At 70.0% G+C, this 19,918-nt stretch carries 25 protein-coding genes and 1 pseudogene; 4 read left to right on the forward strand and 22 right to left on the reverse strand.

Annotated elements, in window-relative coordinates; translation table 11 throughout:
- Positions 1-86: 86 nt before the first annotated feature.
- From actP to IPN47_11505, 3 genes and pseudogenes are all read right to left on the reverse strand, one after another.
- Positions 87-1,681: pseudogene (gene actP / locus IPN47_11495) on the reverse strand (cation/acetate symporter ActP).
- Positions 1,678-1,947 (reverse strand): DUF485 domain-containing protein, encoded by a 270-nt coding sequence (locus tag IPN47_11500; protein MBK9408648.1) that lies wholly within the window; start codon positions 1,945-1,947, stop codon positions 1,678-1,680. Before IPN47_11500 ends, actP begins: the two are co-directional and overlap by 4 nt.
- 240 nt (positions 1,948-2,187) lie before the next feature.
- Positions 2,188-3,600, reverse strand: coding sequence for an HD domain-containing protein (locus IPN47_11505; GenBank protein ID MBK9408649.1), 1,413 nt, complete (start codon positions 3,598-3,600; stop codon positions 2,188-2,190).
- Positions 3,601-3,788: 188 nt separating this feature from the next.
- On the opposite strand from IPN47_11505, the gene IPN47_11510 reads away from it, so the two are divergent.
- Together IPN47_11510 and IPN47_11515 are read left to right on the forward strand one after the other, a co-directional pair.
- A complete protein-coding gene (locus tag IPN47_11510) occupies positions 3,789-4,241 on the forward strand; it encodes a hypothetical protein (protein MBK9408650.1) in 453 nt (150 codons plus the stop codon).
- Between the two features lies 1 nt (position 4,242).
- Positions 4,243-5,751: a GMC family oxidoreductase gene (locus tag IPN47_11515; GenBank protein MBK9408651.1), complete on the forward strand. Its 1,509-nt coding sequence runs from the start codon at positions 4,243-4,245 to the stop codon at positions 5,749-5,751.
- Between the two features lie 30 nt (positions 5,752-5,781).
- On the opposite strand, the gene IPN47_11520 is transcribed toward IPN47_11515, so the two are convergent.
- From IPN47_11520 to IPN47_11530, 3 genes are all read right to left on the reverse strand, one after another.
- Positions 5,782-6,387 carry a hypothetical protein gene (locus tag IPN47_11520; GenBank protein ID MBK9408652.1) on the reverse strand — a complete coding sequence of 202 codons (606 nt, stop codon included), beginning with the start codon at positions 6,385-6,387 and terminating at the stop codon, positions 5,782-5,784.
- Between the two features lie 38 nt (positions 6,388-6,425).
- Positions 6,426-6,815, reverse strand: coding sequence for a gamma-glutamylcyclotransferase (locus IPN47_11525; GenBank protein ID MBK9408653.1), 390 nt, complete (start codon positions 6,813-6,815; stop codon positions 6,426-6,428).
- A gap of 90 nt (positions 6,816-6,905) precedes the next feature.
- Entirely contained in the window at positions 6,906-7,625 is a 720-nt protein-coding gene (locus IPN47_11530) for a hypothetical protein (protein ID MBK9408654.1), read from the reverse strand.
- Positions 7,626-7,814: 189 nt separating this feature from the next.
- On the opposite strand from IPN47_11530, the gene IPN47_11535 reads away from it, so the two are divergent.
- Positions 7,815-8,240: a hypothetical protein gene (locus tag IPN47_11535; protein ID MBK9408655.1), complete on the forward strand. Its 426-nt coding sequence runs from the start codon at positions 7,815-7,817 to the stop codon at positions 8,238-8,240.
- 72 nt (positions 8,241-8,312) lie between these two features.
- Here the strand turns inward: IPN47_11535 and IPN47_11540 are convergent, their stop codons facing one another.
- Entirely contained in the window at positions 8,313-8,804 is a 492-nt protein-coding gene (locus IPN47_11540) for a nuclear transport factor 2 family protein (GenBank protein MBK9408656.1), read from the reverse strand.
- 222 nt (positions 8,805-9,026) lie between these two features.
- Positions 9,027-9,503 (reverse strand): YbhB/YbcL family Raf kinase inhibitor-like protein, encoded by a 477-nt coding sequence (locus tag IPN47_11545; GenBank protein MBK9408657.1) that lies wholly within the window; start codon positions 9,501-9,503, stop codon positions 9,027-9,029.
- A 627-nt stretch (positions 9,504-10,130) separates the two neighbouring features.
- Here IPN47_11545 and IPN47_11550 point away from each other — a divergent pair.
- Positions 10,131-10,562, forward strand: a complete 432-nt coding sequence (locus IPN47_11550; protein MBK9408658.1) for a hypothetical protein — start codon at positions 10,131-10,133, stop codon at positions 10,560-10,562.
- 89 nt (positions 10,563-10,651) lie between these two features.
- Here the strand turns inward: IPN47_11550 and IPN47_11555 are convergent, their stop codons facing one another.
- The 14 genes from IPN47_11555 to IPN47_11620 form a co-directional block, all read right to left on the reverse strand.
- Entirely contained in the window at positions 10,652-10,969 is a 318-nt protein-coding gene (locus IPN47_11555; protein MBK9408659.1) for a hypothetical protein, read from the reverse strand.
- 95 nt (positions 10,970-11,064) lie between these two features.
- Positions 11,065-11,544, reverse strand: a complete 480-nt coding sequence (locus IPN47_11560; GenBank protein MBK9408660.1) for a hypothetical protein — start codon at positions 11,542-11,544, stop codon at positions 11,065-11,067.
- A 31-nt stretch (positions 11,545-11,575) separates the two neighbouring features.
- Positions 11,576-12,748 carry an alanyl-tRNA editing protein gene (locus tag IPN47_11565; GenBank protein MBK9408661.1) on the reverse strand — a complete coding sequence of 391 codons (1,173 nt, stop codon included), beginning with the start codon at positions 12,746-12,748 and terminating at the stop codon, positions 11,576-11,578.
- A gap of 12 nt (positions 12,749-12,760) precedes the next feature.
- On the reverse strand, positions 12,761-12,982 hold the full coding sequence (locus IPN47_11570) for a hypothetical protein (GenBank protein MBK9408662.1): 222 nt from the start codon (positions 12,980-12,982) through the stop codon (positions 12,761-12,763).
- Positions 12,983-13,059: 77 nt separating this feature from the next.
- Positions 13,060-13,449, reverse strand: coding sequence for an MOSC domain-containing protein (locus IPN47_11575; GenBank protein MBK9408663.1), 390 nt, complete (start codon positions 13,447-13,449; stop codon positions 13,060-13,062).
- Positions 13,450-13,898: 449 nt separating this feature from the next.
- On the reverse strand, positions 13,899-14,201 hold the full coding sequence (locus IPN47_11580) for a hypothetical protein (GenBank protein ID MBK9408664.1): 303 nt from the start codon (positions 14,199-14,201) through the stop codon (positions 13,899-13,901).
- 177 nt (positions 14,202-14,378) lie between these two features.
- The gene (locus tag IPN47_11585) at positions 14,379-14,687 is read right to left on the reverse strand and encodes a hypothetical protein (GenBank protein ID MBK9408665.1); all 309 of its coding nucleotides are present in this window, start codon (positions 14,685-14,687) and stop codon (positions 14,379-14,381) included.
- A 956-nt stretch (positions 14,688-15,643) separates the two neighbouring features.
- Entirely contained in the window at positions 15,644-16,084 is a 441-nt protein-coding gene (locus tag IPN47_11590; GenBank protein ID MBK9408666.1) for a GNAT family N-acetyltransferase, read from the reverse strand.
- A gap of 114 nt (positions 16,085-16,198) precedes the next feature.
- Positions 16,199-16,477, reverse strand: a complete 279-nt coding sequence (locus IPN47_11595; GenBank protein ID MBK9408667.1) for a hypothetical protein — start codon at positions 16,475-16,477, stop codon at positions 16,199-16,201.
- Positions 16,478-16,559: 82 nt separating this feature from the next.
- On the reverse strand, positions 16,560-16,898 hold the full coding sequence (locus IPN47_11600) for a YbjQ family protein (GenBank protein MBK9408668.1): 339 nt from the start codon (positions 16,896-16,898) through the stop codon (positions 16,560-16,562).
- 112 nt (positions 16,899-17,010) lie between these two features.
- The gene (locus IPN47_11605) at positions 17,011-17,592 is read right to left on the reverse strand and encodes a hypothetical protein (GenBank protein ID MBK9408669.1); all 582 of its coding nucleotides are present in this window, start codon (positions 17,590-17,592) and stop codon (positions 17,011-17,013) included.
- Positions 17,593-17,739: 147 nt separating this feature from the next.
- Positions 17,740-18,576 carry an agmatinase gene (gene speB, locus IPN47_11610; GenBank protein MBK9408670.1) on the reverse strand — a complete coding sequence of 279 codons (837 nt, stop codon included), beginning with the start codon at positions 18,574-18,576 and terminating at the stop codon, positions 17,740-17,742.
- A complete protein-coding gene (locus IPN47_11615) occupies positions 18,573-19,337 on the reverse strand; it encodes a creatininase family protein (protein ID MBK9408671.1) in 765 nt (254 codons plus the stop codon). The genes speB and IPN47_11615 overlap by 4 nt, the downstream gene beginning before the upstream one ends.
- A gap of 72 nt (positions 19,338-19,409) precedes the next feature.
- Positions 19,410-19,916 (reverse strand): hypothetical protein, encoded by a 507-nt coding sequence (locus tag IPN47_11620; GenBank protein ID MBK9408672.1) that lies wholly within the window; start codon positions 19,914-19,916, stop codon positions 19,410-19,412.
- Positions 19,917-19,918 lie beyond the last annotated feature (2 nt).

Genomic DNA, 19,918 nt, shown 5'->3' on the forward strand with positions numbered 1-19,918 from the left:
CGCCTTGGGTGGCCGGGATTTCCGAAAGCGGGAAACTCGGCCACGAGCACTAGACGCAGAGCGACGGGGGGGCGAAACGTCGCCGCTCAGCCCTTCGCCCCCAGATGCACCTGACGCTCGACCTGCGCGAACTTCGCACTCGCCTCAGGATCGGAGGTGAGCAGCGAAACGACGATCCCGACTGCAAACGATAGCGGAATTGTTATGAGCGCCGGGTTCTTGAGCGGGAAGAGCGCCGCGTCGTGCTTGAGAATGTCGATCTGGATGGTTGGCGACAGATAGATCAGCAGCAGCGTCGAGATCGTCCCGACCAGCATGCTGGTCACGACACCGAGCGTCGTGCACCGTCGCCAGAAGATCGAAAGCAGGAGCGCGGGGAAGTTCGCGCTCGCCGCGATGGCGAAGGCCAGCGACACCATGAAGGCGACGTTCTGCCCCTTGAACAGGATGCCCAGGAGGACGGCGATAACGCCGAGCGCCACCGTCGAGATACGCGCCACCCGCAGCTGTTCGATCGGGGTCGCCTCACCTTTCCGAGCGACGCTCACCCACAGGTCATGCGACAGTGCAGCGGCACCAGAGAGCGTCAAACCAGCCACTACCGCCAAGATCGTCGCGAACGCGACCGCCGCGATGAATCCAAGGAACGGCGTCCCCCCCAACGTCTCGGCGAGTAACGGGGCGGCCATGTTCCCCCCCTTGTCCACCGAGGTGATCACCTCGGGCGTCACCAGCACCATCGCCCCGAAGCCCAGGATGAAGGTCATCAGGTAGAAGAAGCCGATCAGCCCCGTGGCGTAGAAGACGGACTTTCGCGCCGCCTGCGCGTCGGGAACCGTATAGAAGCGCATGAGGATGTGCGGCAGCCCCGCCGTCCCGAACATCAGCGCCATTCCCAGCGACACCGCGTCCATCGGGTTGGCCACCAGCTTCCCGGGGCCAACACCCCGTCGCCATATCGCTCGGCCGCCGCTCGAAACAGCGCCAGCGGCGAGAAGCCGAACCGGCTCAAGACCATCACGGCGAGGATCGTCGCCCCCCCCAGCAGCAGCACCGCCTTCACGATCTGCACCCACGTGGTCGCGATCATCCCACCGAATAGCACATACGCAATCATGGCCATCCCCACGACGACGATCGCCGTCTCGTACGTCAGGCCGAACATCAGCTTAATCAATCCACCCGCCCCCACCATCTGCGCGATGAGGTAGAAGATCACCGTCGCCAGCGTCCCGATCGCCGCTGCGATGCGGACCGGCGTCTGCCGCAGTCGAGCCGCAACCACGTCGGCGAAGGTGTACTTCCCGAGATTCCGCAACGGCTCCGCGATCAGGAAGAGCACCACCGGCCACCCGACCAGCCACCCGGTGGAGTAGATCAACCCGTCGAACCCAGTCGTCGATACCAAACCTGCTATGCCAAGGAACGACGCGGCGCTCATGTAGTCGCCGGCCAGGGCGAAGCCGTTCTGTCCAGCGGAGATGGAGCGCCCGGCCGCGTAGAAATCCTCGGTGGTGCGCGTCTTCTTCGCCGCCCAGTACGTGATCCCGAGCGTGATCGCGATGAACACGAAGAAGAAGCCCATCGCCACCGTGTTCGGCTCGCCGATCTGGGTCGCGCGCCGCACCGAATCGCCGGCCGCCGGGACCGCCTGCAGGAGTGCATGGACCGGCGCGTTCATCGCCTGATCTCCGCCAACTCGCGGTCGTAGTAGCTGTTGGCCCACCGGACATAGAGCCAGGTCAGCACCCACGACGCGACGATGACCAGCGCGCCCAGCAGGATCCCGAGGCTCAGCCCCGGGGCCACGAGCCCCCCCATGAGCGGCTTGTTGAAGGCGATGAGGAGGATGAAGCCGAAGTAGATGACGATCATCGCGATGGTCAGCGTGACCGCAAACCGCGTCCGTCGAGCCGCGAGGGCCCGCAGGCGGGCGTCGTTATGCATGAGAGGACAAGAAAACGAGCGGAGTCAGCACCCCAGCGACGCTGGGGGCCCATCGCATGTGGTGATGGCGTCGGGGCGGGAACGTGCGCGCGGTCCGCCGATGCTGCAAGGCGTCGCCCCGAACCAGCCACCGCTCCCCTCACATCTTTGCGCCTTCGCGCCTTTGCGTGAGCACACTCGCGCGCACTGCTCGCGCGCACTGCCCCCGCGCCGAGCGCTCGCACCCTCGTCTACCGCCCCCTACAGCGCACCCGTCTCTCGCTCGCGCCCCGACACCGCCTCCGCCAACGCATCGATCGCGTCCCCGTCCAGCTTGTCGCCGCGCTCCTGCTCAAGAATCGCCAGCGCCTTCTCCACCGGCATCCCGGCGCGGTAGGGACGATCGGCCGTCAACGCCTCGTAAATGTCCGCCACGACCATGGCACGCGACGGCTTGTCGAGTTCATCGCCGCGCAGCTTCCAGGGGTAGCCGCTCCCATCGAGCTTCTCGTGGTGCGTTGCCGCCTGACGCGCGAACGATGCGAAGGCGCTCACCCGTCCCAGGATCTCCCACGTGTACATCGGGTGCGACTGCACCGCGGCGCGTTCGTCGTCGGCGAGCGGGCCGTTCTTGTCCAGGATGCGGTTGCTCACCCCCACCTTCCCGATGTCGTGCAGCAACCCGGCTCGGCGGGTGCGCTGCATCGTCCGCGCATCGAAGCCCAGCCGCTCGCCGATAGCACAGGCATACATCGCCACGTTCGACGAGTGCTTGTAGGTGAACGGCGACTTGGCGTCGATGATCTCTGCGAACGCCTCCGCCACGCGGTCCAGCCCCGCGTCGTCCACCTCACGGGCGTGCTGCGCCGGCTCGAGCAGGGTGGCGTGCGCCATCTGATCGGGGGCCGTGACCGAGTTCCACCAGCTCCCGTCCGCTCGCCACCCCACGACCGTGTCGACCAAGGCAGGGTCGAACCAGCGCCCCCGACGCTCGCGCAGGACCACCAGCGCCGCATCGGATCCCCCCTTCGCGAGAAAGACCTCGGCGGTCTGCGCGATGTTCAGGATGCGCGAGAAGAGGGGGATCTCATCTCCGCGCCTCCCTTCGGGATAGCCGTTGCCGTTCCAGTGTTCGTCGAGGGAGTGAATCGCCGTCACCGTCTCGTCGGGAAAGCCCAGCCGACGAGCGATGTCGGCACCACGCTCGCAGCGCGCCGCGATCATGTCGCGGCTCATTTGCTCTTGCCGAGCGATCCCCAGGAAGTAGCGCACGCGCGAGACGATCGACGACTGCAGCCCCGTGTTGCGCCACGTCTCGACCGCCAGGCGCATCTTGTCGTCCCAGTCCACGACCTTCATCTGCGGCTTCACGGCGCGGTCGTCGGAGCCGAAGAGCGCCGCCATGCGCGAGGCGTTGGACGAGCACCCGGCGTCCTTGAGGAGTAGCGCGTAGTACAGCGCCCCGAGTCGCTCTTCGTCGAGCCCGATCTCCTGGCCCAGCCGCATGCCGATGATGCAGGCGCGAACCGAGTGGCCCAGCGGCTGCCCCTCGGTCAGGTCGAGCGCCTTGGAGAGCGACGCGACCACTTCGGAGAGCGGAATGCGAACGAGCGCCGACGTTTCCCCGCGAACGGGGACATCGGGCGGGGGAGTGGCGGGGAGGTCGATGGCCATGCGTCGAGGGGGACGGCGTCTTCATCAGACGGCTCCCCCCAGTCGGGGGAAACACCCCCCGATGCGATCCTGCCGCCAAACGAGTGTCGCGCCATCGTTGCTGCTGCCTACATCCGTTCCTACCTTATCGCCGCATGCCGGACATCCCTGAGTAGTTGGTCTCCCGCGGGTCTTCTGTGGAGCAAGGCGTGAGCGGATCGGTCCTGGCTCCGGTACGAGCAACGTTTCGGGCAGTGGCTGAGGCGGTGGTGCGGGAAGCGGCGTCGCTGAGTCCGGAGGGATGGCGTGAACTCGAAGCCCAAGTTGAAACGGCACTGGCCTCGCGCCCCGAGGCCATGCAGCGGCAGCTCGTGACCTTTCTCCGCGTCATCGAGTACCTCCCGCTGCTCAAGCACTTCCGGCGCTTCTCACGACTGTCGCTCGACGCGCGCACGGGGATCCTGCGCGGCTTCGAGTCCTCCACGCGCCCGCTCTTCCGGCGTGGCATGTGGGGGCTGCGCACCCTCGTCTTCCTCGGCTACTACACGCGCGATGACGTGCAGGGAGCGCTGGGCTATCGCGCCCACGCCGACGGGTGGAGCGCGCGCCGGACGACGGCCGAGATGCGCGCCGCCGCCGCCGAGCCGCTCGGGGAGGGGTGAGATGACGCGACCCGACGGCGAGACGCGCGAGTACGACATCGTCATCATCGGCTCCGGGGCGGGGGGCGGCACCGTCGCCCAGGAGCTCGCGCCGATGGTGGCGCAGGGGGTGCGCATCCTGGTCCTGGAGCAGGGGGCGCGCCTCGAGGAGCACGAATTCACCGGGCGCGAGCTCGAGATGTCGAGCGCGCTGTACGAGGATGCCGGCGGCTTCCTCACCGCCGACGGGACGATGACACTCGCCTTCGGGCGCGCCTACGGCGGATCGACGGTCGTCTACACCGGGACGTCGCTCATCGCCCCCGACCGGGTGATTCGCAGCTGGTGCGTCCCGGGGCTCGACTTCAGCGACGTCGAGCGGCGCTCGCAGAAGTTCATGGCGCAGAACGACGTGCACTACCTCCCGCGCGTCCTGCTCAACGACAACAACAAGCTCTTCGTGACCGGATGCGCGCGGGTGGGGGCCAAGGCGGAGCAGTTCCCGCTCAACCTGCGCGGCTGCAAGGGCTCGTCGTTATGCAACATGGGGTGTCCCAACGCGGCCAAGATGGGGACGCACCGCGTGCAGCTGCCGGCCGCCGAGCGCGGCGGCGTCGAGGTGGTGACGCGGGCCGAGGCGCTGCGCATCGAGGACCACGCCGTCGTCGCGCGCGTGCACGAGCGACGCCCCGGTGAAAAGGGGCTGCCGTCGTCGTGGGCGCCCGGCGACTATCGCATCACGGCCCGGATGGTGGTTGCGGCTGGCGGAAGCATCGGGACGAGCGCCTTGCTCCTGCGGTCGCCGGCGCTTGCCGCGCTGCGCGGCGTGGGCGAGCGCTTCACCTGCCACCCCGCGCACATCCTGGTGGCCGAGCACGAGCGCGAGATCACCAACGATGTCGGGCATCCCAAGAGCTACTACCTCGATCGCGCCGAGCACGAAGGGTACGTCCTCGAGACGTGCATGTACTTCCCCTTCGTGACCGCCAAGAACCTCACCGGCTTTGGCGTCGAGCACAGCACCTTCATGCGCGCCTTCCCGCGGCTGCAGATGATCCTCGTGCTCGCCTGCGACAAGGCGGTCCCGGGCAACCGCATCACCGTCGACGCCGCGGGGAAGGCCGTGGTGCACTACACCTTCACCCCGGCGGTCATTCGATCCATGGTCTCGGCGACCCGGATGAGCGCCCGCATCTTCTTCGCCGCCGGCGCGCGCCGCGTGCACGCGCCCTCGGCCGACCCCACGCTCATCGAGCGGGAGCAGGCGTATCGGCTCGACGACCTCATCGTGGAGCGTCACTTCCTCCCGGGGCGCATCTCGGTCTCGGCCGCGCACCTCATGGGAGGGTGCGCCATGGGGCAGGAAGGGGCGAGCGTAACCGACTCGCGCGGGCGGGTGCACGGCATGCCGTGGCTGCGCGTCGCCGACTCCTCGCTCTTTCCGGACTCGGTGGAGGTGAACCCCTACCTCACCGTGATGGCGCTGGCCGACCGCGTGGCCGAGGGGATCCGGGACGACTGGCGCGCCTGACGCGCGCGCGGGTCTCCCCCCCGGCGGCTCCTAGTGCGGGTTCCCGCCGCGAGCCAGCTGCACGTGGTGCGCCGTATGATGATCGCCGAGCGTCATGATGCCGATGAAGCCGAGTCCGCGCAGCTCGGCCACGCGCTTGGGGTCGCGGGTGGTCACCCGCCAGCGCATGCCGTCGGCGATGGGCTCCGCCTCGCCCTCGAGCCCCTCCATCATGAGCATGTGGCCATGGGCGCCGATCATGCGTTGGATGGCGTCGCGCGTGCGCGCCTGCCCGGTCACCGTCAGCCACAGTCCGCCGGGCGCCTCCTCGCTGCGCACCACGGCGTTCAGCGTCACCTCGTGCATGTCGATCAGGTGCTGACGCAGCGCCTCGAGGTTCACCCTCGACCAGTCGGTCGCCGGATCGGCCTTGAGGATCTTCACGATCTCCGCGATGGCACCAAAGGCGTCCTGCCCAGGGAGCGTCGCCGTGCGCGTCGCAGCGGTGTCGCGCTTCGCCGCGGACGTGTCGCGCTTCGCCGCCGCCTGGTGTGCGGCGTGGTCCGTGTGCTGCGCCCGCACGGGCCGCGGTAACGCGACGGCGGCGAGCGAAGCGGCGCACAGGGCGGGGAGCGTGAGGCGACAGATGGAACGCATGGTACCGCCTTGGAGAGATCGAGGAGGGGAGGGGTCGCTTACGGCCGCGCACGATGAATCGGGGCGCCGTAGTCCCCCGAATCGATCGCCGAGAGTGCGTGGGTGGGGCCGATGTAGGTGTAGACCCAAGCGTCGGCGTGATCGATTCCGTCGGCCGTCACCGACGCCTTCCGGCGCCGAAAGCCACCCCCCTCGTAGTCGTCCAACGAGGTGAGCATGTGGTCGACCTTGTCGATCGGGAGTTCGTACAACTCCCCATGCACCACCCCCTCGCCCCCGAGCACCAGCCCGGGGTACCAGTCCACGCGATAGAGCGCGCCGGCCACGGTCGCGGCCCCCAGGCAGCGCGCATCGGCGAGCAGGGGGTGCGACATCCCCTCGGCGTCACGCCGAAGCGACCCATACACGAACAACCGGACGGCCGACATCTCGCACAACTCCCGCCAAGGGTGAAGCGGGAAGTTGCGCGCGTGGTCGTCGACCCGCTACGGGCCGCTGTCCGAGTCGCTGTAGTCGGGCTACGGACGCGCCAGTTCGAACGACAGGGGCGACCCGGGCATCGTCATCTTGACCACGCGTCGAGGCGCGGCGGCCGAGACGAAGAAGGTGACCGGAACGTCGCCGCCGGTGAGCGAGACCGGATGCACCTCGAAGCTCCCGGCCAGCACCGTCACCGTCTCGCGCGCGCCGACCGTGAGGGTCATCGTCGCCAGCGTCCCCTTGCCGGAGGCAAAGACCGGGACCGCATGAGTCGCTCCGGGAGTCAGCTCGAGCGTCGGGAGGAGCGACATGAGGAGGTTGTCGTCCACAGCCCCCGCCGGGAACGCAGCGTCGACGGTGATGCTCTTCATCCCCTGCGGACCGGGGGTGGTCGCCGTCCCCGTCGCGCGCCCGCTGGCGTACGCCACGCCAATCTTCATCTCCATTCCGCGCGCCGTCCCCGACTGCCGAACCTCCTGCATCTCGAGCGAGCCGGTGAAGTCGACCTGCGTCTCCTGTGACATCATTGTCCCGAGCGCTTGCTGGCTGGTGAGGCGAAAGCCGCCCGGGCGGGCCGTTATCGACTCCTTCATGAAGCCGCGCGGCGCCCCCTGCACCACGATGGCGAACGAGTCGCTGCGTTCACGCATCAGCCGTGGATCGAACGGCGACTTGGATTGCGCCGAAGCAACCGAGGCGGCGAAGTGGAAAGCGGTGGCGGCGGCAGCCAGCATGATGAGCGAACGGCGCATGGTCATGAAGAATCGGAGTGGTCCAGCGATGTGGTCCAGCGATGTGGCCCGGTTGGCGCTCGTGACGCGTGCCGGCCAGGAACGACAGCGTGCGTATGCCATACGCTGTTTGCGGATGTCGGTTTCCCTTCTCGAAACCTCCTCCCCCCGAATGCGCGTAGGTCGAGTCACCACCCGATACCGGAGCCCTTCGCGATGCGCCGCCGATTGGCCGTCTTTCTCTCCCTCGCCGCCCTGGTCACCTCGGCAAGCGCCTGCGGGCACGACTCGACCATCGCCAAGGCGTTCCGCAACCGCGGGGTGAAGGGGCGCTACGTGTACGCCGGCTCGGGACGCACGGTCACCATTCCATGGCGCTTCTACGCCGCGCTCGCCCTCGATGGTCGCGGGAAGTACGCGTTGGATGTGGACGTCGCCGTGCGCGGCGAGGGCGATCGCAACACGTCCTACGGGACGTACGCCGTCGACAACGACCGCCTGAGGCTCTCGTCGGATCGGGGAGGCGAGACGCACGAACTCGTGATCCGTGGCGACTCGCTGGTGGCCGAGACCGATGTCGGGGGCTCCGTGATCCTGCGACTGGTCGGCGTCCCCAAGCCCGTCTTCGTGCTCGAGCGTTAGGCGCGCCGATCAGGGGCGCCTGTCACGCGGACCCGTTAGGCGCGCCGGTCACGCGCGCCTCCCGCACATCGGCTACGGCTTGCACCCCTCGGTACGCCGCGTGTCGGCGAGCGAGATGATCTTCCACGCCGCATCGTCGCCACGCACGAGCAGGAAGTGGTCGATGCCGCAGTGCATGAACTTGTCGCCGACGTAGAGGTTGTAGTCGACCCACACCGACGCCAGCGCGCCGTCGATCTCGACCCGCTCTCCCCAGATCCGCTCGTCCAGCTTGGCGGGGCGCGGCGTGCCGATGGCCTTGAGGAAACCCTCGGGGCTTTCCTCCACCGACACGCGCAGCGTCCCCTCGCGCCCCTTCCCCACCGTCACCATGCGGAGCTGCGGGTGGAAGGTGCCGTGCACCAGGGCCGAGTCGCTGGCACGCATTCCATCGAACATCCGCTTGATGACGGCCATCACGTCGGCCTTCGCATCGGCCGATTGGGCGCGCGCAGAGGCGGGAGCCACGGTTGTCCCGAGGACGGCGAGGGCGGTAACCAGGCGGGCAAGGCGGGGTCGCAGCATGGCGAGAGTCGGTTGGCGTTAGGCGTGATCGGACGATGCAGGCGCAATGCAGACGCGGTGCAGAACGCGGTGCAATTGCGGTGCAGAGGCGATGCGCGCGCTGGCGCGCGTCGCGCGGGCGGGCGTGGGGGACGCGCCGCATGCCACATGATGGCCCGCGGATCCTCCCGCGCGCGAGGGCGCGGGGGACGAGGGGACGTGGGATGGGGGTGGACCGCTCCCCTACTTCGCCATCTGATAGGTCCCCATCAGCTCCGCCATGGCCAGGACGTGTCCGTCCATGGCGGCCAGCAGCGCCTTCTTGGTGGGATTCTCGAGCTCGCCGATGACGGTGTCGAGCGCGTAGAGCTTATGGAAGTAGCGATGCCGCCCGATGGACGGGCACGGTCCGCCGTAGGCGAAGTCGTTCATGTCGTTCATCCCGATCTTCGACCCGGCCGGGAGCTGCGCGTCCCTGACCCCTTCGGGGAGGCCGGTGGCGTCGGGCGGGAGGTCCCACAGCACCCAGTGAACCCAGACCCGCTTGGGGGTGGCCGGATCGGGAGCGTCCGGATCATCGACGATGAGCGCCAGACTCTGGGTGCCGGCGGGGACGCCGCTCCAGGCGAGGGCGGGCGACGCGTCGGCCCCTTGGCAGGTGTGCTGGGCCGGGATGGTCCCGCCGTGCGTGAACGAGGGGGAGGTCAGGGAGAGCGACATCAGGGGGTGCGGAGGAATTCGCGAAGGGAGCGCGGGTGTCTCGTCGTGCTCCCACGATCGAACTGACGCGTGGAGGAATGGCGCAGAAATCCGCCGTCGTCAACGGGGCACTTCCCCAGATCGCGGTCATCCGGGCGGGGGCGCTCGGATACAGCGACCTGCGGCGTCGCGCGCGAAGGGGGGAGGACTAGCCGCGCGAGCCCCATCGCCGACCGAGCAGTGTCGGGCGCGGGCGCATGCCTCGCGCGGTGCGGCGCCTCGCGGTGAGCCGCGCCACGCAGGATGCTTCTCGCGACGCACCACTCCGTCGCGACGCGATGCAGCCCGTTCGCGCATCGGCGACGGCGATGCTGTCGGCAGGTGCACGGCTCCGTCAGATGCACTCGCGTGGTCGATGCGGCGCGACCGCCAACGCGCACTGCCCAACGCGCGCGGCCAAAGGCGCGCGGCCAAAGGCGCGCGGCCCAAAGCGCGCCGTGCCGCACGTGCCGCACGAGCGCCGCCCCGCCCTGCGACCGGTGGCGAGATCCCCGGCGGGCAACAGGGCGTTAACGTCGCCTCCGGTCGGTCGTCTGACGGTGAGCAGGCGCGACGACACCCCGCGACCCCTCACTCGGAGTACTTCCCATGCGTGCTTCCATTCTCGCTTCGCTCATGACCACCGTGGCGCTCGTCACCGTGACCTCGGTCACGTCGGCACAGGCGACCGACACCACCCGCGCCAAGTGCAAGGAGGGGTCGACCTGCGACAAGGTCGAGGACCGCCGCGACCGGCGCGAAAACGTGCGCGACCGCAAGGAGAACGTGCGCGACCGCCGCGAGAACGTGGCCGATCGCCGTGAGGATGTGCGCGACCGGCGCGAGGACGTGCGCGATGCCAAGCACGTCGGCGGGCGCGCCGACCGGGTCGAGGATCGTCGCGACGCCCGCGAGGACGTGCGCGACCGGCGCGAGGACGTGCGCGACAAGAAGGAGAACGTGCGCGACCGCAAGGAGAACGTGCGCGACAGGAAGGAAGATGCCCGCGAGCGCCGTCGCGAGAAGAAGCAGCTGCCGTAAAGCCCAACGACTGAAAGCCGCAACGCCCCGGATCGCACGAGACGATCCGGGGCGTTGCGTTTACCGAGGCCGTGGCACCCGGGCCAGGGTCAGCGCTGCAATGGCGAGGACTCGATGGCCTCGTCGCGCCCCTGGTCCCCCACGACCGGGATCACCCGGATCGACGGCGAGATCGCCATGATCCCGAGACGCGACACGGTCGTGACGAGCGGCACGCCGAGCCCGGTACCGGCAAGCAGGAGGTTGGCCGCAAGCACACGTCCCGTCCATCGATTCACCAGGCTGCGATCGCGCGTCATCACCACCGCCGCGATGGCCGCGCCGTTCACGACGACGAAGGCGAGCGCCGAGTACCGGAAGGCACTCGATCCGACGCGCGCGAGCCAGTCGAGCAACGCGTGCTCCATGTCACCGCTCCTGCCAGAGGGGACCCGCGCCGCACGCCGGGGTTTGGGGGGGGGCGCGCGCGCTGGTCCGTTGGCCTGCCGCGCTACGGTAGCACTTACCAGCCGATCTGGCGAGAGGTGAGCTTCGACGCCGCCCTGATCCGCCGCTTGGCCTCGCGCCCGCTCTCGCCAGGGAGGCGCACGAACACCTCCACCGACGCGAAGTAGGCATCACCCACCAGTCGAATCACCGGTGCCCCAGGGTCGGGCCCGATCGTGGGGTCGGGGTGGTATTCGACCGATCCGGCAAAGGCGTCGACCGACATCTCCACGCGCACCCCCGGCGGGACGATCAGCTCGACCGACCCCATGAGCGCGTACAGCTCGATCTCCGAGACCCCCTCGGGAATCCGCGCCTCCCGCAGGTCGGCATTCACGCTCCCCAACACGCAGGCGATGCGCAGCTGTCTCGGCAGCTCCCAGTCCCCGCGTCGCTCATGCGAGCTGGCGAAGGCGGTGAGCCCCGACCGCTCCCGCACCTGATGGGCGGGGACGATCTGATGGCGCGAAAAGGGAGCGGGGAGCGGAGGGGTCATGCTCGACTCTCGGACAGGAGGGCGAATGACGCTATGCCGAGGTGAAGCCGAGTGCGGCGATCACCGTTTCCAGCGCCGCCGCATCGGGGACCGTCCCCTGCGCCAGGCGCGCGCTTCCCCCGCCACGTCCGCCCACCGCGCCCAACGCCTCCTTGAGCAGGCGTCCGGCGTCCACCCCGCTATCGTCCGAGGCGGCGACCAGGATGGCCGGCGGAGCGGCCACCGCCACCGCCACGACCCCTTTGGGGAGCGCGGCAAAGGCCAGGGCGAGCGCACGCGCATCGTCGACCTTTCCGCCGGCACGTCGCTCGAGCAGGCGCCGCACCCCATCGTCCCCGGGGGGGAGCGCCGCGTGCACGTCGCGGGCGCGCGCGGCGTTCACCTCCCCCTCCAGCCGCCGACGATCGTTCTCCAGCGCTCGCAGCTGTTCGGCCTGCGCCGGGACGAGCGTGGGCAGCTCGTCGATGCTGCACGAGAGTCCGTTGGCGAGCCGGGCGAGGACATCGTACTCGCCCCTCACGCGCGCAATGGCCCGCATGCCGCAGAGGAACTCGACCCGCGTCGCCTTTCGCACCTTCTCCACCCGCCGCAGCATGATCGCACCAATCTCCCCGGTCGCACGCACGTGGGTCCCGCCGCAGGCGCTGCGATCAATCCCCTCGATCGACACGATCCGGAGCACCCCGCCGCGGTCCGACGGCTTGCGCAGCCCGGTCGCCATCTCGGCCTCCTCGAACGTCACGGTCACGGGGCGGTTCTCGGTCACGCCGGCGTTGGCAAGCCGTTCCAGCTCCTGCAACGTCTCCGGTCCAATCGACTCGACGCCGAAGTCGATCGTCGAACTTTCGGCACCGAAGTGCACGCTCACCGTCTCCCAGCCAAAACGGTCGGCGCCGATCGCCGACAGCAGGTGCTGCCCGGTGTGCTGCTGCATGTGATCCCAGCGGCGCGGCCAGTCGACGACCCCCTCGACCTCGTCGGCATCGAGCGACGCGGCCAGGACGTGCGCGACTCGATCGTCTTCGTCGACGACGTCGGTGACGGCCACCCCGCCCAGCGTCCCCAGGTCGTGCCGTTGCCCCCCCGAAGTCGGGTAGAAGGCCGAGCGGTCGAGGTAGACACGGCGCCCGTCCTCGGCGCGGGACGTCACGCGCGCCCCGAAGCGTGCACAGTAGGCGTCGGTGTAGTACAGGCGATCGGTCATCGGAGGCCGTGCCTAACGGTTACTGGAGGCGGTCGGCGTCTCGCCGGCCCGGCAGCGCACGCAGATCATCCGGGCCCCGAAGGCGATGAGGAGCTTGTGCGTGATGGAGCCGTGCAGGTGCTTGCCACACAGGATGCGGCGGCACGTCTCGCACACCCCGCCGGTGTTCACGGAGAACGGGATGTTGCACTCGTCGCACTCGGTCCTGAAGATCGACTTCTGGAAGATCGGCACGGCTGGCGATGGTGGTGCGGTCGAGGTCCGACGCGCGCGGCGCTCGGGGCGCCGTCGCGATCGATGGCCGTGGTAATCTAGGGGGCGTCGTCCCACGCCACGACGTCGCCCACGCGAATCGTCCCCCCCGCCACGACCTCGCCAAAGGCGCCACCACCCCAGTCGGGGAACATCGTCGCCCGCAAACCGTCCAGCGCCTCGTCCATGCGTTCGCACGGCTTGGTTTCGCCGCGAATGGCGATGCGGCAGGTGCCGATGCGGAGGACTCGCCCCCGGGCCCCTTCTAGCGCGCATCCGCTCACCATGAGGTTCGCGCGACGCGCGGCCGGGTCGAGGGCACCGCCGAGTGCGGCCATGTGTCGCTCCCACACCTCGCGGGCGATGATGGTGACCTGCCGCTTGCCGCCACGGTTGGCGTTGCCGACGATGCCGCGCGCGTCGAGTTGCACCTCGCGGGCCGGGTCCATGGGGCCGCGCTTGGCGCGCTTGACCCAGATGCGTTCGAGGGTGCCCACGGGCGTTGGGACGCGGGAGACGAGCAGGAGGAACGGGCGACGGGAACGTTAGGCGGGGCTGGGAGCGCCGCGGAACATGAAGTCACGGCCAGGATGCAAGGGGCCCAGAGGTAGTCCGCGGCGGCGCCTTCGTACAGCCGCCGCACGAAGACGGAGCGTGACGGCCTCCTGCGGCTGGGGGGACAGGCGGGGGCAGGGGGGGGGGGGGGGGGGGGGGGGGGGGGGGGGGGGGGGGGGGGGGGGGGGGGGGGGGGGGGGGGGGGGGCAGGCGGAGGGCCCCGAGCGGACGGGAGTCATGCGGGTCAGGTGCGGGGCAGATTGGGGCGCGGAGGCGTCGTGAGCGCTGGCAGGTGGCCGCGAGTGGCGCGCGACGACCCGCGCTCGCCACCGGCTGGGCCAGACTACAGCTCGGGGACCAGCCAGGCCTTGGCGCCGCCGAAGTCGAGGATGAGGACCCCGCCCTCGCCCAGGACGAAGCGCGCCGTCGTCTCGTGGGCGGTGGCAGGGCTGTCGGTATGCAGCTGATCGCCATCGGTGCGGTAGCAGAGGGCGACCTCCTGCCGCTGGTCGCCGACCTCGAAGGCGTAGAGCAGGCGCCCTCCGGGCTGAAAGTCCATGCGTACGCCCGGGGCGAATTCGAGTGTACGGTCGGCGCGGAGCAGGCGCCATCGCCCGAGGAGCGGCGAGTCACTGGGGGTGGTCATGGCGCCAGGCACCGGGATCGCCCGCGCCGGTTGCGTCGTACGCATACCGGGCCGCGGACAAGGGGGGACGGGCAGGAACGGCGCCGCCGGCGCACCCCTGACGGGGCACGCCGGCGTGGGCTGTCGTCGAGAGGGACGGTCGCGAAGTGGTGGCCGCGCCGCCGGATCACGCGGCGACTACTTCTTCTGCGCTTCCTTGAGCCACTTCACCGCGGCCTTGAACGCCTTCTCCTTGCCGCCGTGTCCGGCGTCGCCGAAGAACGCGCGGTGCTTCGGGCGCCACGCCCCTTCCTTCGTGCGGTGGTAGCCCACGCGAACGAAGTAGCCGTGGGTGCGCGTCGACTCCTGGTCGATGCGGCTGATACCGGGGACCGCGGTCGCGCCGCTCTTGCGCTTCGCTGCCGGCTTCTTGGCGGCCGCCTTCTTGGCGGCCTTCGCGGGCGCCTTCTTCGCCGCGGCCTTCTTGACTGCCTTCTTCGCTGCCATGTGAATCTGGGGCTGGGTCGCCAGCGCCTGACGAGCGCCGGACAACGACGTGGAAAAACGGGCGCCGGATGCGAGTCGCGCGGGGGGAGTCCGGTCGGCAGGCGCGCCTAGTATACCACCATCGGCCGGAATTCGCTCCCCCTGCCTGACGCGCCGCGTAAGGCAGGACTACCGTTAGGCCCTCCCGGTCACAAACTGGCGTATTCCGGTGCGCCTGACGCCTCTTCTGACGCCTGCCTGACGCGGGCGGCTCGGCTGACGCCTACCCTACCTTCCGGACGCGGGGTCCGACTCCCCGCGCTGCCTGACGCGAGCGCGGCCACCCGCGGTGCCTGACGCGGGGTGCAACCCCCCGGTGTGCCTGACGCGGGCCCCCCGCCGGTGCCCGTGCCGCTCCCTGCTGCCGAGTGCCTCACGCCGAGCGCCTGACGCCGAGTGCCTCACGCCAAGCGCCTGACGCCAAGTGCCTGACGCCAGATGCCTCACGCCACGTGCCGCATTCGCACGTCCGGACGCGCACCCTACCGACGGGCACCCGGCACCGCCTGACGACGGGCCGGCAGCGGCGCGCGACCCTCCCTCGGCAGGATCACCCGCGCGCCATGCCGATTCGTCCGCCGGCCGACGCGAACATGGGGATCCCCTAACGTCGGCGTTCCGGGCCTCCCCCGCGCGCAACCCTGGCGTCGGGCAGGGCTCCCGCTTGCGCGAGCGTCCCCGTCAGCACCACGCAGCCCTTCCCGGGCGGCGCACCGCACGCCGGGACCGCCGCGCGCCCTCACGGAGTGGCCGGACAACGCGCACCCCACGACGACCGGCGCGCGCCCCAGGGAGCGGCGAACGGTGCGGTACGGGCGGCAAGGACAGCGGAAAGTGCGGCCCCGCGTCCGGACCGGCGCGGGAGGCGTCGGCGGCCGAGCTCGACGGCCACCGGTCGCGCTGGTGTGTCGGGTGGACTATGTACGCGATGCCGGCGCGGTGCGTGGGGTGAAGCCGGTGATCGGGCCAATCGTCTTGCGCATCAGCCATTCGGAGTGCCCCTGCACCACGAAATCAGGCAGCTCGCCGACCGCGTGGAAGCCGTGGCGCTCATACAGGGCCCGCGCCCGCGGATTGAACGACGACACGCAGAGAAAGACGTTAGGCGACTCCTCGTGCACCCGCTGCTCCACGAACGACAGGAGGACACGACCGACGCCGCGCGACCGCAGGTCCTCCCGCACCGCAATGCTGCGGATGTACCCCACGAACGCCCCCTCCATCACCAGGAGGACGAAGCCCGCCACGCGGTCATCCGCGTCCAGGGCGACCCACGCCTCGTGCGTCGGCAGCTGCACGATCGTCAGGCAACGGGCGTAGTCCCGACCGAGCGTGATCCATGGCTCGGTCGTGCTCATGATCTGCGCGCACGCCTCGGCGTCGCCTGCCTCGCGCAGGCGCACGATGCGCAGGGCGCCGGGGGCCTCCGGTGAGGCGGGCAACGCCGGGCGTGGCGCGAGCGCGGCGCGTGGCTAGAAGCGCTCGCGGAACTTCTGGAAGCTGCTCCGGATGTCGTCGGCCAGCCCCTTGGCCGCATCGCCGAGGTCGTCCATCACGCTCCCGTCGCCGTCCTTGTCGTACGACGCGACCTTCTGCTTGAGCTCGGCCATCTTGGCGTCGAGCTGCGCGTCGAGCTTGGCCAGCTCGTCCTTCGCGTCGGCCTTGGCCAGGTGCATCTTCACCCGCAGCTCGTCGCGTTCCTGCTCCAGTTCCTGCATGAGCGCCTGGGCGCGCTGCTTCCATTCGGACATGGGACTGCTCCTGTGCATGGGGTCGTGTGTCGTGAACGCCTGGGTCGGGCCCTGCCCGTCAGGCGAGGCTGCCTAACGTGTCCTAGTTGCCTGCAGCGGGCGAGACGCGGACCGCCGTGCCATAGCACAGGACCTCGGTCACGCCCTTCATGATCTCGGTGGCGTCATACCGCACCCCGATCACCGAGTTGGCACCGAGCGCCTCGGCATGGGCGATCATCTGGGCAAAGGCGTCGGATCGCGCGCGTTCGCACAGCTCGGTCATCAGCGTGATGTTCCCCCCCACGAGCGTCTGGAGCCCTGCCCCGATCGTCCCGAAGATCGACCGGGAGCGCACCACGATGCCGCGCACCACCCCCAGCGTTTCGTCGATGCGGTATCCGTCGAGCGTGAACGCCATCGTCACCATCGAAGCCTTCATCGTTCCTCATGTCGAACAGGGAAGACCCCGGCGCGCCACCAGTGGTGCGACGGGAGGGAGATCACCACGCACGCGGGCGCGACCACCTTCGCCACGTGACGCGGCGGCGGCGCTAGAAGCGAAGACCGACCAACGCCGAGATGAGCGAACGCTCGCGCTGCTGCACCGTCACCGCCCCCTCGTCGCCGCGCCAGCGATGCAACCGCGCCTCCGCGAACGGGCGCATGCGCGACCCGGCGTAGTCGACCCCAACACCGCCATGCAGCCCGAGGGCGACCCCGGTCATCCCCGTCTGCCCGTACGCGCCGCCACCCGCCAGGAGATAGGGCGCAAAGTCGCGCACCTCGCGCCGGTAGAAGAGGCCGCCGGCCGCCGCCATCGTGCGCATCGATCGCCCGCCAAAGACCACGTCGCCCAGCGCCATCGCCTGCGCCGCGGTCTGCGAGTAGAGCACGTCGACGCGAATGCCGACCCCGCTCGTGCGCGGCCCGAGCTCCATCGACGCCTGTACCTGGCCACCGATGTCCGAACCGGTCGTCCCCGCTCGTGGCAGCGTCACCCCCCCCGCCACGCGATAGTCCTGCGCCCCGAGCGTCGTTGCCACAGGGGCGGCGACCAGCAACGCCGCCGCCAGTGCGGCCCGGCGAATGGTTCGGGAGCTGGTGAAGCGGATCGTGTGAGGCGACGTGATCATCGGACTCCTCTCGTCAGGCAGCGTGGACTCACGGCGGCAACGCCGCCCCTTGAGTATGGCCGGGTCACCGGGCGCCGGCAATGCGAGTGGGACCACGCGGCGGTCGTGGGGCTGCTCGTCCCCCCCGGCCAGCGCGCCCCACCGCGCCTACGCCGTCGCGTGCATCGCCGCGACGATCTCCTTGATGAGCTTGGCGCAGACGGGAGCGGTGACCTCGCTCAGGTCGCGGCGCGGATTGTACTCCACCAGGTCGGCACCCACGATCGGCTGGTCGATCGCCTGCACGATCCCCAGCACCTCGCGCACGCTCAGCCCCCCCGGCTCGCGGTGCGACACCCCGGGGGCAAAGGCCGGGTCGAGGACATCGAGGTCGAGCGAGAGATACACCGGGTGGCGCAGCGTGTAGCGTTCCCCCGCCACCCATCGCCGCATGTCGATCACCTCGACGCCGAAACGATCGGCCTGCTCGCGCTGATGCCGGCTCATGGCCCGGATGCCGACCTGCACCAGTTGCTCGGCCAATCCCTCTTCCATGATCCGGGCAAAGGGACAGGCGTGCGAAAAGCGGTCCCCCTCGAAGTCGTCGTACAGGTCGTTGTGGGCGTCGAGGTGGAGGATGGTGAGCGCCGGGTGATGGCGCCGCACCGCACGGAGCACCGGGTAGGTGATCGAGTGGTCGCCCCCCAGCACGAAGGGCCGTCCTCCCGCCTGCAGGAGCCCGTCCACCGCGCGCTCGATGGCGGCGCGCGGCGCCTCGCCTAACGCGACGTCGCCCCCGTCCACCCACGCGACGCCCGGCTCCACCAGCTGCAACGCCTCGCTCCAGGCGTTCGACATCGTCGATTGCAGCTCACGACGAATGGCGGCCGGCGCCTCCGCAGGGCCGCGCAGGAACGACGAGCTGGCGTCGTGACAGGCGCCCAGCAGGGTGGGGGTGCCGAGCGCGCGCGTTCGTGGAGCGCCGGAGGGTGGGCGGGCGCTCATTCGTAGAGCGCCGCCGGATCGGCCGCCGCGAGTTCGGTGAGGAAGCCGGCGATGCGCTCCGCTGCCTCGCGCACGAAGCGCTCACCATGCGCCGCCGTCGACCCCGCCGGGTCGCCAACCCCCGTGTCGTCGGTGACACTCGGCCAGTCGCGCTGCGCCCACGCCCACCCCTCGCGCAGGGCGGCGATGCGAGAGCGCCGAGCCGCGCCGCGCCCAGCCACGTCGAGCGGGCGCACCTGGCCCGGGGCGAGGTGCATCATGACGCTCGTCTCCAGCGCCCCCGCGTGGTCGCCCGGCTCGTCGAAGTAGCGACGCGCGTCGAGGACCGTCCACCAGTTCACGTACGAGAGAAAGAGCGACGTCTGCGGTTGCAGCTCGCGAAGGATCGGCTTGAAGTCGTTGCCGCCATGCGCGTTGAGCACCACCAGCTTGCGCGCCCCGTGCGGCTCGATGGCCCGCACCAGGTCGCGCAGCACGGCGAGCTGCGTGCTCGGGTTGAGGTTGAGGCAATACGGAACGGCGAGTTGCCCCGTGTTCACCCCGAACGGTACCGGCGGCAGCACCACGACGCGCGCCCCGCGCTCCCAGGCAATCGCCGCCGCCGCGATCGCGACCTCACTCGCCTCCACCACGTCGGTGGCATAGGGGAGGTGCGTGTTGTGCGCCTCGGTCGCCCCCCACGGGAGGACCACCACGTCGTATCGCGCTTCGCGCACGGTCGGCCAGTGCGACTCCGCCAGAACCCACGGTCTCGATGTCATGACTCAAGTGTCACACGGCGACGGCCGCCCACGCCAGACGGTCGCGTGAGTCCACGTGCGGGCTCGCTGCCGTCAGTCCACGCGCTCGATGACGATGCGCGGCGCACGCAATGTCGCGGTTCGCCCGTTCACCCCCGAGACCAGGGCGACGACGTCGATCGAGTCTCCCGGCGCCCACATCGGGCCATCCCGCAGGACGAACTCCACGCTGCTCGCCCCCGGCTCGCGCGATTGCTCCTCGCGGGCCCCACCCTGGACGACCTCACTTCCGTGGACCAGCCAGACCGTGTCGACCGCCAGTGCGCCAGGGACGCCGCCGCCCGCAGCGTTCACGCGAAGGATGGCGATCAGGCGGTTCTCCACGCTGTCCATCGTGGGTTGGAACGAGCGCCACGCCTCGACCTCGAGCGTCAACGTCGTCGCCCCGGCAGAGAGCTCGGCCGGCACGGCGCGCAGCGACTCAGCGGTGCGCACCGGTCCCTCCGACTCCCCGGCGGGCGGCGCTCCGCACGCCGCGACCAGCAGCGCCACCGCGGGCACGAGCACCGCAGCTCGCGTGAGCGCGACGCATCGGTACATGC

The organism is Gemmatimonadota bacterium (genome assembly GCA_016719105.1).
Classification (GTDB): domain Bacteria; phylum Gemmatimonadota; class Gemmatimonadetes; order Gemmatimonadales; family Gemmatimonadaceae; genus SCN-70-22.